The organism is Rhizomonospora bruguierae (genome assembly GCF_018397995.1).
GTDB lineage: Bacteria > Actinomycetota > Actinomycetes > Mycobacteriales > Micromonosporaceae > Rhizomonospora > Rhizomonospora bruguierae.
In genome coordinates this window covers 37,767-50,137 of sequence record NZ_BBQH01000029.1, presented here as the reverse complement: position 1 = coordinate 50,137, position 12,371 = coordinate 37,767, and the positions used below count along the sequence as shown (strand labels likewise).

The 12,371-nt window shown below is 74.2% G+C and carries 13 protein-coding genes; 5 read left to right on the top strand and 8 right to left on the bottom strand.

The genetic code is table 11. The annotated features are described in order from the left end of the window. Positions 1–126: 126 nt before the first annotated feature. Positions 127–1,089: a GlxA family transcriptional regulator gene (locus KJS59_RS16535; protein ID WP_213453789.1), complete on the bottom strand. Its 963-nt coding sequence runs from the start codon at positions 1,087–1,089 to the stop codon at positions 127–129. A gap of 90 nt (positions 1,090–1,179) precedes the next feature. On the opposite strand from KJS59_RS16535, the gene KJS59_RS16530 reads away from it, so the two are divergent. Further along, the gene (locus KJS59_RS16530) at positions 1,180–1,350 is read left to right on the top strand and encodes a hypothetical protein (protein WP_213453788.1); all 171 of its coding nucleotides are present in this window, start codon (positions 1,180–1,182) and stop codon (positions 1,348–1,350) included. Positions 1,351–1,363: 13 nt separating this feature from the next. Here the strand turns inward: KJS59_RS16530 and KJS59_RS16525 are convergent, their stop codons facing one another. Then, the gene (locus KJS59_RS16525) at positions 1,364–2,047 is read right to left on the bottom strand and encodes a response regulator transcription factor (protein ID WP_213453787.1); all 684 of its coding nucleotides are present in this window, start codon (positions 2,045–2,047) and stop codon (positions 1,364–1,366) included. Positions 2,048–2,059: 12 nt separating this feature from the next. Further along, positions 2,060–3,280: a sensor histidine kinase gene (locus tag KJS59_RS16520; protein WP_249714301.1), complete on the bottom strand. Its 1,221-nt coding sequence runs from the start codon at positions 3,278–3,280 to the stop codon at positions 2,060–2,062. Positions 3,281–3,542: 262 nt separating this feature from the next. Here KJS59_RS16520 and phoU point away from each other — a divergent pair, with 262 nt between their 5' ends. Beyond that, a complete protein-coding gene (gene phoU, locus KJS59_RS16515) occupies positions 3,543–4,190 on the top strand; it encodes a phosphate signaling complex protein PhoU (protein WP_213453841.1) in 648 nt (215 codons plus the stop codon). Between the two features lie 26 nt (positions 4,191–4,216). Here phoU and KJS59_RS16510 read toward each other — a convergent pair whose 3' ends face one another. The 4 genes from KJS59_RS16510 to mshA form a co-directional block, all read right to left on the bottom strand. Next, complete coding sequence (locus KJS59_RS16510; protein ID WP_376771190.1) at positions 4,217–4,978, bottom strand: phosphoglyceromutase; 762 nt, start codon at positions 4,976–4,978, stop codon at positions 4,217–4,219. Between the two features lie 97 nt (positions 4,979–5,075). After that, positions 5,076–6,224, bottom strand: coding sequence for a CaiB/BaiF CoA transferase family protein (locus KJS59_RS16505; protein ID WP_213453785.1), 1,149 nt, complete (start codon positions 6,222–6,224; stop codon positions 5,076–5,078). Positions 6,225–6,464: 240 nt separating this feature from the next. Then, a complete protein-coding gene (locus KJS59_RS16500) occupies positions 6,465–6,971 on the bottom strand; it encodes a type III secretion system chaperone family protein (protein ID WP_249714293.1) in 507 nt (168 codons plus the stop codon). After that, positions 6,968–8,323, bottom strand: coding sequence for a D-inositol-3-phosphate glycosyltransferase (gene mshA / locus KJS59_RS16495; protein WP_213453784.1), 1,356 nt, complete (start codon positions 8,321–8,323; stop codon positions 6,968–6,970). The genes KJS59_RS16500 and mshA overlap by 4 nt, the downstream gene beginning before the upstream one ends. A gap of 137 nt (positions 8,324–8,460) precedes the next feature. On the opposite strand from mshA, the gene KJS59_RS16490 reads away from it, so the two are divergent. Beyond that, the gene (locus tag KJS59_RS16490; protein WP_213453783.1) at positions 8,461–9,237 is read left to right on the top strand and encodes an SDR family oxidoreductase; all 777 of its coding nucleotides are present in this window, start codon (positions 8,461–8,463) and stop codon (positions 9,235–9,237) included. Positions 9,238–9,254: 17 nt separating this feature from the next. Further along, positions 9,255–10,022 (top strand): class I SAM-dependent methyltransferase, encoded by a 768-nt coding sequence (locus tag KJS59_RS16485; RefSeq protein ID WP_213453839.1) that lies wholly within the window; start codon positions 9,255–9,257, stop codon positions 10,020–10,022. Between the two features lie 49 nt (positions 10,023–10,071). Here KJS59_RS16485 and KJS59_RS16480 read toward each other — a convergent pair whose 3' ends face one another. Next, complete coding sequence (locus KJS59_RS16480) at positions 10,072–11,229, bottom strand: glycoside hydrolase family 26 protein (RefSeq protein ID WP_249714291.1); 1,158 nt, start codon at positions 11,227–11,229, stop codon at positions 10,072–10,074. A gap of 323 nt (positions 11,230–11,552) precedes the next feature. Here KJS59_RS16480 and KJS59_RS16475 point away from each other — a divergent pair, with 323 nt between their 5' ends. Next, the gene (locus tag KJS59_RS16475; RefSeq protein WP_249714290.1) at positions 11,553–12,365 is read left to right on the top strand and encodes a sensor histidine kinase; all 813 of its coding nucleotides are present in this window, start codon (positions 11,553–11,555) and stop codon (positions 12,363–12,365) included. Positions 12,366–12,371: the final 6 nt, after the last annotated feature.

The window sequence follows — 12,371 nt, the reverse complement described above, 5'->3', positions numbered from 1 at the left end:
TGAGCTACGATCGGTGACCCATCGTCGGCTAGCCGACGATGGGTCACCTCGCGCGTCCGCCGGTGGCCAGGTCAGCAGGAGTCGAAGATCCCAGCGGCATGGCCGGGAAACCCGCAGAATACGGGCCTAGCGGGTGTGGGAGAAGGTGCGGCGGTAGTCGCGGGGCGGGATGCCGCGGCGGCGGATGAACTGCTCGCGCAGCGCGGCGGCGGTGCCGAAGCCGACCCGGCGGGCGATCTGCTCGATCGGCACGTCGGCGGTCTCGAGCAGTTCCTCGGCGCGGTGCAGGCGCTGGCCGAGCAGCCAGGCGTGCGGGGTGGCGCCGGTGGCGGCCTTGAAATGGCGGGCGAAGGAGCGGGGGCTCATCAGCGCGCGGGCGGCGAGGGTCTCCACGGTGAGGGGTTCGTGGAGGTTGCCGCGGGCCCAGTTGATGACGTCGGAGAGGCGGTCGTCGTCGCAGTCGGCGGGGACGGGCGAGGTGACGAACTGGGCCTGGCCGCCGTCGCGGTGCGGCGGGACGACCATGTCGCGGGCGATGGCGGTCGCCACGGCGGCGCCGTACTCCCGGCGGACCAGGTAGAGGCACAGGTCGACGCCGGCGGCGGCGCCCGCGCCGGTGACCAGACGACCCTCGTCGATGTAGAGCACCTCGGGGAGTACCTCGACGGCGGGGAACCGGCGCGCGAGGGCGTCCGCCCAGCGCCAGTGGGTGGTGGCGCGCCTGCCGTCGAGCAGGCCGGTCGCGGCCAGGACGAAGGTGCCGGTGCAGTGGGTGGCGATGGTGGCGCCGTTGTCGTACGCGGCGCGGATGGCCGCCAGGACCGGGGGCGACGGCTCGCGGCCGAAGTCGTCCCAGGACATGATCATGACCAGGTCGGCGGCGGCGAGGCGGTCCAGGCCGTGGTCGACGATCAGGGTGAGGCCGGTGTCCGTGCGGACCGGGCCGGGGGTCTCGGCGCACACGGTGAAGTCGAACGCGGGGATGCCGTGGTCGGTGCGGTCGTAGCCGAACACCTCGCTGACGATCCCCACACCGAACCCGCCCGTGCGGGTGTGCACGTAGGCCGCGACCGACCGGAAGGGCGCCATGGACGGCAGCGTACGCCGTTGGCAGGAAACTTGCGATGGTCGGCCCGACTGCCACTCGTGCGGCCGCCCGCACGGCGCGAGCATCGAGGCATGTTCACCATTGACTGCCCCACGCACGGGGCCAGGATGCTCCTGACCGAGCGGCGCATCCGCAGCCTGCGCAACACCGACGCCGGCATCGTGCTGGAGGTGGAGTGCTACTGCGGGTACCGCGAAGCGATCACCACCGGCCGGCGGCGACCCGCCGCGGCGGCGGCCTGAGCGACCAGCCGGGCTACGGCTCGAACTTGTACCCGAGGCCGCGGACCGTGACGATGAACCGCGGCGCGGAGGGCTCCGGCTCCACCTTCGAGCGCAGCCGCTTCACGTGCACGTCCAGCGTCTTGGTGTCACCGACGTAGTCGGCGCCCCAGACCCGGTCGATGAGCTGGCCGCGGGTCAGCACCCGGCCGGCGTTGCGCAGCAGCAGTTCGAGCAGCTCGAACTCCTTGAGCGGCAACTGCACCGGGGCGCCGCCGACGGTCACCACGTGCCGTTCGACGTCCATCCGGACCGGCCCGGCGGACAGCGTCGGCGTGGTCACCTCGGCCACCTCGCCGCCCTGCCGGCGCAGCACCGCGCGGATGCGGGCGACCAGTTCGCGGGGCGAGTAGGGCTTGGTGACGTAGTCGTCGGCCCCGATCTCCAGGCCGACCACCTTGTCGATCTCGCTGTCCCGGGCGGTGACCATGATGATCGGCACGTACGAGCGCTGCCGCAGTTGCCGGCAGACCTCGGTGCCGGACATCTCCGGCAGCATGAGGTCGAGCAGCACGATGTCGGCGCCGGTCCGGTCGAACTCGGTCAGCGCCGCGGTACCGGTCGCCGCGACGGAGACCTCGAACCCCTCCTTGCGCAGCATGTACGACAGCGCGTCCGAGAACGATTCCTCATCCTCGACGACGAGCACACGGGCCACGTGCGTTCCTTCCTAAGTACCCGGCACGGCCGCGGCCGAGTCGGATTCGATCTCAACCGAGGGTGGTAGCGGCAGGGCTGCATCCGGTGGGCGGGCCGGCAGCCGCAGAGTGAACGTCGAACCGGCGCCGACCGAGCTGGATACGTCCACCCGGCCGCTGTGGTTGGTGGCGATGTGTTTGACGATCGCGAGACCCAGGCCGGTCCCGCCGGTGGCACGCGAGCGGGCCTGGTCGGCGCGGTAGAAGCGCTCGAAGATCCGATCGACGTCACCGGGGGCGATGCCGATGCCCTGGTCGGTGACCGCGATCGCAACCATCTCCTCGTCGCCGCCGACGATGACCGTGACCGTGGTCTCCTCCGGCGAGTACGCGATCGCGTTCTCCACAAGATTAACCACCGCGGTGGCGACCTGGCTGTCGCTGCCGTAGACGGTCCGGCCGCGCTCGCCGCCCACTGTCAACTCGATGCGCTTGGCGCTGGCGGCGGTGCGGGTGCGGTCCACCACCTCGGCGAGCACCCAGTCCACGGAGACCGGCTCGGGGGTGGGCAGCGGGTCCGCGCCCTGCAGCCGGGTCAGCTCGATCAGCTCACTGACCAGTCGGCCCAGCCGGGTGGACTCGTGCTGGATGCGCTCGGCGAAGCGGCGGGCGGCGGCCACGTCCTCGGCGGGGTCGGGGCTGACCCCGGCGCTGCTCGGGTCGGTGGCGTCCAGCAGCGCCTCGGCGAGTAGCTGGAGCGCCCCTATCGGGGTCTTGAGCTCGTGGCTGACGTTGGCGACGAAGTCCCGCCGGACCCGGGCGACGCGGTGCGCGTCGGTCACGTCGGCGGCCTCGACGGCGATGTAGCCGTTGCTCAGCGCGACCGCGCGCAGGTGCACCCCGAGCGGGGCCTGCGTGCCGCCCTCGCGGCCGCGGGGCAGGTCCAGTTCGACCTCGCGGCGCACGCCGGTCCGGCGGACCTGGCCGGCCAGGGTCCGGATGATCGGGTGGGCGGCCATCGTGCCGGGCTTGGCGCCGGCGCGGAGCAGCCCCATCGCCCGGGCGGACGGGTTGACCAGGACCGGCTCGTCGGCGGGGTCCAGCACGATGACGCCGACCCGCAGCGAGTCCAGGCTCTTGCGGCCGAGCCCGCTGGCGGGCTGCTGCTCCTCGCCGATGACACGCCTCCCTTGCCACGGTCGGCCGGCCGGGGCACCCGGCCGGCGGGGTCTCGTCCGGAGGGCGGCGGCCAGCAGCCCGGCGAGGATGCCGATCAGCACCCCGGCCAGCACCCCGGCTCCACCCGCCCAGTCCACGCCGCGATCGTAGGACGGTTGTTAACCCGACGATTGCTCAAATCGGGACATAACCGGCGACCAATTCCGAGTGTTCACCGCTCAGCCGGGCCCCGTTCATCCCCGTTAACCTGGGGGAGTCCGGCCGGGTCCTACGGTCGTTCTCAGCGACAGCGCGTGCAGCGGACAGGAACATTCAGTACGGAGACGTGACGTGGCGATGCGGGAAGAGTTCCGAGCCGACCTACTGGAGATCGGCAGGCTGCTGGTCTCCATGGGCGAGGCGGTCCGCACCGCCATGCGGCTGGCCACGACCGCGCTGCTGCGCGCGGACCGGGAGGCGGCCCTGGCGGTGATCAGCCGCGACGACGAGGTGGACGAGTTGTACCACCGGATCGAGGAGCTGGTCTACGCGGTGCTGGCCCGGCAGGCGCCGGTCGCCTCGGACCTGCGCCTGACCGTCACCTCGCTGCACGTCGCGACCGACCTGGAGCGGATGGGCGACCTGGCGGGGCACGTGGCGAAGACGGCGCTGCGCCGGTACCCGGCCTGCGCCGTCCCGGCCGAGTTGCGGGACGTGATCGGCGAGATGGCCGAGCGGGCGGACCGGATAGCCGGCAAGATCACACTGGTCCTCTCCGGCCCCACCGTCTCCGTCGCCAGCTCGCTGGAGCACGACGACGACGCGGTGGACGAGTTGCAGCGCCAGCTCTTCGGCACGCTGCTGGACGACCACTGGACGCACGGCGTCGAGGCGGCCGTGGACGCCGCCCTGCTGGGCCGGTACTACGAGCGCTACGCCGACCACGCGGTCAACGCCGGCCAGCACGTGGTCTACCTGATCACCGGCGAGGCGCTGGGCGGTTAGCCCGGGCGCCCCGCCGGTGGGGCGGCTCAGCGGCCCTGGTTCGCCACCGCGGCCGCCGCCTCCTTGGCCGCCTCGGGGTCGAGGTAGGCGCCGCCGGTGACGGTGGGCCGCAGGGTGGCCGGGTCCAGGTCGTAGCGCAGCGGGATGCCGGTCGGGATGTTCAGCTTGGCGATCGACTCGTCGCTGATCCCGTCCAGGTGCTTGACCAGCGCCCGCAGCGAGTTGCCGTGCGCGGCCACCAGCACCGTCCGACCCGCCATCAGGTCCGGCACGATCTCGTCGTACCAGTAGGGCAGCGCCCGGTTCAGCACGTCCTTCAGGCATTCGGTGCGCGGCGCCAGCTCGGGCGGGAGCAGCGCGTACCGGGGGTCGCCGACCTGCGACCACTCGTCGTCGGCGGCGATCGGCGGCGGCGGGGTGTCGTACGAGCGGCGCCAGAGCATGAACTGCTCCTCGCCGTACTCCTCCAGGGTCTGCTTCTTGTTCTTGCCCTGGAGGGCGCCGTAGTGGCGCTCGTTCACTCGCCAGGACCGGCGCACCGCGATCCAGTGCCGGTCGCAGGCGTGCAGGGCCAGCTCGGCCGTGCGGATGGCGCGGCGCAGCACGCTGGTGTGCACCACGTCCGGCAGCAGGCCGTGCTCGCGCAGCAGCTCGCCGCCGCGGCGCGCCTCGGCCTCGCCCTGTGCGGTGAGGTCCACGTCGACCCACCCGGTGAACAGGTTCTTCGCGTTCCACTCGCTCTCGCCGTGCCGGAGCAGCACCAAAGTACCCAGACTCATGCCACCCATCCTGCCGGAACCGGCGCTCCGCCGCGCCGCACCCACGGTGACGACCACCACGTGGAAATCGGTGCGGGCGCTCCGGGCCGCCGGCCGGGCCCCGCCCTCAGGCGTCCCCGAGTTGGACGGCGACACCGTCCGCGATGAGGGACTCCACGTCGGGGACGCCCCACTCCGTCAGCGCCGCCCGGGTGTGCTCACCGGGCATCGGCGGGGGCAGCGCCGGGACCCGCGGCGGCGCGCCGTCGAAGCGGGGCGCCGGGGCGGGCTGGGTCACCCCGTCGGGTGCGACGAACACGCCGCGCGCCGCGTTGTGCGGGTGCCGGGGCGCCTCCGTCAGGCTCAGGACCGGCGCCACGCAGGCGTCGCCGCCCTCGAACGCCGCCACCCACTCGTCCCGGGTGCGGGTGGCGACGCGCTCGCCGATCAGTTCGGCCAGGCGCGGCCAGTTGGCGGTGTCGTACTGGTCGGGTGCGTCGTCCGGCAGGCCGAGACGGGTGGCGAACTCCGCGTAGAACCGGGGCTCCAACGGGCCGACCGCGAGGTACCCGCCGTCCGCGGTGCGGTACGTGCGGTACCAGGGCGCGCCGCCGTCGAGCAGGTTGGCGCCGCGCTCGTCCCGCCACAGTCCGGCGTGGAGCAACCCGTGTACCTGGGTGGCCAGCAGCGCGGCCCCGTCCAGGACGGCCGCGTCGACGACCGCGCCGGCGCCGGTGCGCGCCGACCGCCACAGCGCCGCGAGGACTCCGCCGAACAGCAGCAACCCCCCGCCGCCGTAGTCGCCGAGCAGGTTCAGCGGCGGCGGTGGCGGGTCGCCCGCCGGGCCGATGGCGTGCAGCACCCCGCTCAGCGCCAGGTACGTGAGGTCGTGGCCGGCGGTGTGCGCCAGCGGGCCGGCCTGGCCCCACCCGGTCATCCGCCCGTAGACCAGGGCCGGGTTGACCGCGTGCAGATCGGCGGGGCCGACGCCGAGGCGCTCGGCGACGCCCGGGCGGAAGCCCTCGATCAGCACGTCGGCCCGGGCGGCGAGGGCGCGCACGGCGGCGGTGGCGCGCGGGTCCTTGAGATCCAGGGCGGCCGAGCGCTTGCCCCGGCCGAGCAGATCCTCGCGGCCGCTGGGGCCGATGCCGGCCGGCCCGGCGCGGTCCACCCGCAGGACATCGGCACCCAGGTCCGCCAGGAGCATGCCGGCGAACGGTGCCGGGCCGATGCCGGCCAACTCGACCACGGAAAGTCCGGCGAGCACACCCGTCATGACCGAGAACGATAGGGGCCGCGAGCCGGCGGCCGCGGACGACACTCACCCCCGTAAGCGTCGTCCGCTGTCGCCGCCGGTCAGGTGGCGCCGTCCCCCAACGGCGTAAGTGCCACCCGTTCCCCCGAACGCCTCCCAGCACGGCGCGGTGCCGATGACGTTATTCGGCACCGCTGCCGCCGACAAGCCGATTACCCTGTTTCGCCCGTCACAGCCTGCGACGATGGTCACACGAGATGTCTACTGTGGAGGTTCGGACCCGGGGGACCCGGTGGGGAACAGGTGGGCGAAGGCCCGCAGGTTCGCCAGCGACTCGCCGCGCTTGACCCGCCACTCCCACTCCCGCCGGATCGCCGCGCCGAAGCCGATCTCCAGCATCGTGTCGAACGACTCGTCCGCGTAGGTGAGCACCGCGCCGAGCAGCCGGTCGAGCTCCTCCTCGGTGACCGCCGCCAGGCCGACCCGGCCGGTCAGGTACACGTCGCCGTTGGCGTCGATGGAGAACGCGACCCCGTACAGGCGGGCATTGCGCCGCAGCAGCCAGGCCCACAGCTCCTCGCGGCGCTCGTCCGGCTGGCGCATCACGAACGCCTCGACCCGCAGCGCGTGCTCGCCGACGATCAGGTTGCACACCGTCCTGAGCTTGTGCGTACCGGGCAGCGTGACCGCGTACGAGTTCTCGCCGGTCCGCTCGCAGGGCAGCTCGCGCTCGGCGCAGACCCGCTCAATCAGTTCGTTGACGCTCACCAGGCACCGGCCCCCAGGGCGGCGGCCTCGCCGGCCAGCTCGGCGGCGACCCGGGCCCGGTACTCGGCGACCGCACCCCGGTACACGCCGAGCAGGCCGGCGGCCGTGCGGTCCCAGGAGAAGTGGCGGGCGTGGGCCACGGCGCCCCGGGCCAGTTGCGCGCGCCGCCCGGGCGAGGCGAGCAGCCGGCCCAACACCCGGGCCCAGTCCTGGGGGGCGTGGCCGTCGATCAGCACACCGCTGCCGCCGTCGCGCACCGCGGTCGCCAGGCCGCCGACCGCGGCCGCCACCACCGGCGTCCCGCACGCCTGCGCCTCCAGCGCCACCAGCCCGAAGGACTCGTTGTACGAGGGCACCGCCACCAGGTCAGCGGCCCGGTACACGGCGGCCAGGTCGTCGCCGGACTGGGGCGGCAGGAACCGCACCGCGCCGGTGATGCCGAGTGAGGCGGCCAGTTCCATCAGCGCGTGCGGCTTGTCCAGACCGCTGCCGCTGGGGCCACCGACGACCGCCACGGTCAGCCGGGCGGCCACCTCGGGCTGCCGGGACCACAACTCGGCGACCGCGCGCAGCAGCACGTCCGGCGCCTTCAGCGGCTGGATCCGGCCGACGAACGCGACCACGTGGCCACGCTCGGGCAGGCCCAGCCGGCGCCGGCCGGCGAGCCGGCCCGCCTCCACCCGGCCGGGCTCGGCGGGGCGGAATCGCTCCAGGTCCACACCCGGCTCGACGACCGCGACCCGCTCCGGGGCGGCGGCGTACCGGTCGGTCAGGTCCCGCGCCTCGGCCGGGGTGTTGGCGACCAGCCGGTCCGCCTCGGCGATCACCTGCTCCTCGCCGACCACCCGGGCCTTCGGCTCCGGCCGGTCGCCGGCCGCGAGCTGGGCGTTCTTGACCTTCGCGAGGGTGTGCGCGGTGTGCACCAGCGGCACCCCCCAGCGCTCCTTCGCCAGCCAGCCCACCTGCCCGCTGAGCCAGTAGTGCGAGTGGACCAGGTCGTACCAGCCGGGGGCGCGGGCCGCCTCGGCGCGCAGCACGCCCGTGGTGAACGCGCACATCTGCGCCGGCAGCTCCTCCTTCGCCAGCCCCTCGAACGGTCCGGATGTGACGTGCCGCACAGTGACCCCGGGCGCCATCTCGACCGCGGGCGGCAGGTCGCTGGCCGTGGCCCGGGTGAAGATCTCCACCTCGACGCCGGCCGCCGCGAGCCGCCGGGCCACCTCGACGATGTACACGTTCATCCCGCCGGCGTCCCCGGTGCCCGGCTGGTGCAGGGGGGAGGTGTGCACCGAGAGGGTCGCGATGCGCCTCGGCGTCGGCCAAGCGGGTCCGCTCGGATACTGCGGCTCCACCTCGGTGCTCCCTTCGACGGTGACGAAACGCCTCTGCAACAACCGAGCGACCGCCGTTCATCTTCCCCGACCGGGGCGCGCTCGAACGCCCGGGGCGCGGTTTGCCCCCGCTCGGTGCCGTGCGCGAGGATCGCGGCATGGCATCCGTCGCGTCCGTCGCCGTCGTCACCGGCGCCTCCAGCGGTATCGGCGCCGCCACCGCCCGCCGACTGGCCGCCGAAGGTTTCCACGTGGTCGCCGCCGCCCGCCGGGCGGACCGGCTCGAGGCGCTCGTCAAGGAGATCATGATGTCGGGCGGGCGGGCGACCGCGGTGCCCTGCGACGTGACCTCGGACGCCTCCGTGGCGGGGCTGGCCGCCGCCGTGGCCGGGCTCGCCGCGCCGGTCACGCTGCTGGTGAACAACGCCGGCGGCGCCCGCGGGCTGGACCCGGTCGCGACCGGCCCGGTCGCCGACTGGCAGTGGATGTACGACGTGAACGTGCTGGGCACCCTGCGGGTCACCCAGGCGCTGCTGCCGGCGCTGGAGCGGTCGGGCGCCGGCACGGTGATCGTGCTCTCCTCCACCGCCGGCCTCATCGTGTACGAGGGCGGCGGCGGCTACGCGGCCGCCAAGCACGCCCAGACCGCGCTGGCCGAGACGCTGCGCCTGGAACTGTGCGGCCAGCCGGTCCGGGTGGTCGAGATCGACCCAGGCATGGTGCGGACCGAGGAGTTCGGGCTGGTGCGGTTCGGCGGGGACGCGGAGCGGGCGGCGGGCGTCTACGCGGGCGTGGCCGAGCCGCTGACCGCCGAGGACATCGCGGACTGCGTCGCCTGGTGCGCCACCCGCCCGCACCACGTGAACGTGGACCGGCTCGTGGTCCGGCCGCTGGCCCAGGCCGCCCAGCACAAGGTGCACCGGGTCACCCCGTGACCGGCCGGCCGCGGGGCATGGTGACCCGCGGTACCACGCACCCGAACCGGCTGCGCCGGGTGGACCGATGGCTGGTCGCCACCTGCGCGGGCCGGCTCCGCGCCGCCGCCGACCCGCTGGTCGTGGACCTGGGCTTCGGGGCCACCCCGGTCACGGCGGTCGAACTGCGGGCCCGGCTGGCCGCGGTCCGGCCGGACGTGCGGGTGGTCGGCCTGGAGATCGACCCCGAGCGGGTGGCCGCCGCCGAGCCGGCCGCCGACCCACCCGCCCTCACCTTCGCCCGGGGCGGCTTCGAACTGGCCGGGCTGCGCCCGGTGCTGGTCCGCGCGTTCAACGTGCTGCGCCAGTACGACGAACCGGCGGTGCCGGACGCGTGGGCGGCGATGACCGGCGGCCTGGCACCCGGCGGCGCGGTGGTCGAGGGCACCTGCGACGAGGTGGGCCGGCTGGCCTGCTGGGTGCTGCTGGACGCGGCCGGGCCGCGCACGCTGACCCTCGCCGCCCGGCTGTCCACCCTGGACTCCCCGGCCGAGCTGGCCGAGCGGCTGCCCAAGTCGCTGATCCACCGCAACGTGCCGGGCGAGCCGGTGCACGCGCTGATCCGGGCGCTCGACGGCGCCTGGCGGGACGCGGTCCCGTACGCCGCGTTCGGGCCGCGCCAGCGATGGCAGCGGGCGGTGGCGGCGCTGCGGGACGCGGGCTGGCCGGTGGTGGACGGCCCGCGCCGGTGGCGCCTGGGCGAGGTGACCGTGCCCTACCCGGGCACCGCGGCAGGGGCCCCCTGAACGGGGCCGGCAGGCCCGCCGGAGGGGTGGGAACGCTCTTTCGGCGCCGCTACTTCAGGGTAACCGTGAACATCGGGTCGGCGGCGAGCCGGCGGAACGCCGCCAGGGCGGTGGCGCTGCTGTCGATGCTGATGTCCCGGTCGCCGGCGCCGTCGGCCTTGGTGTCGAAGTACACGATTCCCTTGATCGCCGGGCGCTTCCGCAGCTCCGCCGCGACGCCGCCGTACACCAGCGCCTTGTCGAGCACCGTGGCGACCGGGTGGTACGCGCCCCACTCGGCCACGATGATCGGCTTGTCCGGATGCCGGCTCGTGGCCCAGGCGTAGAAGCCGAGGTTGCCGGTGCCGGCGCCCTTGCGGTCCAGCAGGTCGGCGAAGGCGCCGTAGTGGTAGGCGCCGGGCTGGACGCTGACGTACGAGTCCAGGCCGATCCAGTCCACGTAGGAGTCACCGGGGTACAAGTCCGGCCACCAGCCCTGCCCGAGCCACTTCTCGTTGCCCAGGTAGGCGAGCACCGTGACCACGTTGGTCAGCCCCGCCGCGCGCAGCCTGGTGACGACGTGCCGGTACATGGCGGCGTAGTCCGTCGCGGTCATGCCGGACCCGGCGGCGGGCACCACGTCGTTCTCCGGCTCGTGGTGCGGCACGAGGAAGAACGTCTCCGGGAAGTTCGCCCTGACGTGGGCGGCCCAGCGGTCGATCCGGGCGTCCTGCTCCCCGGCGGCCACCCCGGCCCAGGTACTGCCGTTGGCGACCTTCCAGTTCAGCATCAGCACGCGCGGGTTCGCGGCGTCCCGGGCCATCGCGATCTCGGCCTTCGTCGGGAACAGCTCGTCGCCCCGGTGGTAGGCGTGGAAGATGGTCGCGGCGCGGCCGCTGAGCACCTCCCAGTCCCGCAGCGCCCGGTCCCGCGGGACGCTGCCGAACCCGCCGGCGGCCGCTCCCCACAGCAGGTTGCAGGAGGGTACGAGCTTCGCGTCCACCGTGCAGGTGGAGCCGGTCGGCGAGGGGGCCGGCGAGGCGGGCGCGGTCGTTGCCGGGGAGGTCGTGGGCGGCGGGGACGGGTATGGGTCACCGGTCGCGCCGAGGTCCACCCGCGCCGTCGTGGTGCGCCACGCGGCGGGGACGGCGTGCAGGACCGTGCCGGCGCCCAGTGTGGCAGTGACCGCGGCCAGTCCGGCCGCCGTCCACCGGCGAGCGCGAGTCAAGACCGTTCCCCCTCCGGACGGCCACGGTCGACCGCCCGGAATCGACGGTCCGGTACGCGGAGTGCGGCGGGACCGGCCGAACAGGTGCGGTCGGGGTGCCATCGCCCACGACGCGAGCGACCGCGTGGCGAATGGCGAAGATTACCCGGAATTATGGGCTTTGCATGCGAGAATCGCCATCCGGACGGTCAATTTCTCGTGGGGCGGTGGGCGTTGGCGCGGAACTTGCCACCGGACGCGACCGCCGCAATCACGGCGGGCGGCACGATCGCGCTGGCCAACGCGCAGTTCGGCGGGCCGGGCAGGCCGAACGGGAACGGCTGATGGCGCAGGTCGAACGGGAACGGCCGTGCCCCCGGCCGGAGCGGCCCCGGCGGCTGGAGAGCCTGAGCCAGCTCGCGGGCGCGGTGGCACACGACTACAACAACCTGCTCGCCGTGATCCTGAACTACACGGCGTTCGTCGCCGAGGAGATCGCCGACGCCGAGCGCGAGGACCCGGACCGGTGGCTGCCGGTCGCCCGGGACGTGGCCCAGATCGAGCGCGCGGCGCACCGGGCCATCGCGCTGACCCACCGGTTGCTCGCGTTCGGCCGGCAGGAGGTGGTCCACCCCGAGGTGCTGGACCTCAACCGGGTCGTCGCCGGCGTACGGGCCCTGCTCACCCGCGCGATCGGGGAGCGGGTGCGGCTCACCACCGCGCCCGCCGAGGGGCTGTGGCTGGTCAAGGCGGACCCGGGGCAGCTCGAACAGGTTCTGGTGAACCTGGCGGTGAACGCGCGGGACGCGATGCCCTCCGGCGGGACGCTGACCATCTCCACCGGCAACCGGGTGGCCGGCGACGCGGACCCCGTCCCGCCCGGGCGGTACGTGCTGCTCCGGGTCAGCGACACGGGCGTCGGCATGCGGCCCGAGGTGGTCAGCCGGGCGTTCGAGCCGTTCTACACCACCAAACCCAGGGGCGAGGGGACCGGGCTCGGCCTCGCCACCGTGCACGGGATCGTCGCCCAGGCGGGCGGGCACACGCGGATCGCCTCGATGCCGGGGCAGGGCAGCACGGTCAGCGTGCTGATCCCGGCCGCCGACGAGGAGCCGGAGCCCGGGGCGGAGGCGCCGGAGCCCGGGGCGGACGCCTAGCGGCCG

What these genes read in the sequence shown, in the direction of transcription:
- KJS59_RS16535 (WP_213453789.1), bottom strand. Translation starts at nt 1,089, where the DNA reads ATGGCGCCCTTCCGGTCGGTCGCGGCCTACGTGCACACCCGCACGGGC.
- KJS59_RS16530 (WP_213453788.1), top strand. Translation starts at nt 1,180, where the DNA reads ATGTTCACCATTGACTGCCCCACGCACGGGGCCAGGATGCTCCTGACC.
- phoU (WP_213453841.1), top strand. Translation starts at nt 3,543, where the DNA reads ATGCGGGAAGAGTTCCGAGCCGACCTACTGGAGATCGGCAGGCTGCTG.
- KJS59_RS16510 (WP_376771190.1), bottom strand. Translation starts at nt 4,978, where the DNA reads ATGGGTGGCATGAGTCTGGGTACTTTGGTGCTGCTCCGGCACGGCGAG.
- KJS59_RS16505 (WP_213453785.1), bottom strand. Translation starts at nt 6,224, where the DNA reads ATGACGGGTGTGCTCGCCGGACTTTCCGTGGTCGAGTTGGCCGGCATC.
- KJS59_RS16490 (WP_213453783.1), top strand. Translation starts at nt 8,461, where the DNA reads ATGGCATCCGTCGCGTCCGTCGCCGTCGTCACCGGCGCCTCCAGCGGT.
- KJS59_RS16485 (WP_213453839.1), top strand. Translation starts at nt 9,255, where the DNA reads ATGGTGACCCGCGGTACCACGCACCCGAACCGGCTGCGCCGGGTGGAC.
- KJS59_RS16475 (WP_249714290.1), top strand. Translation starts at nt 11,553, where the DNA reads ATGGCGCAGGTCGAACGGGAACGGCCGTGCCCCCGGCCGGAGCGGCCC.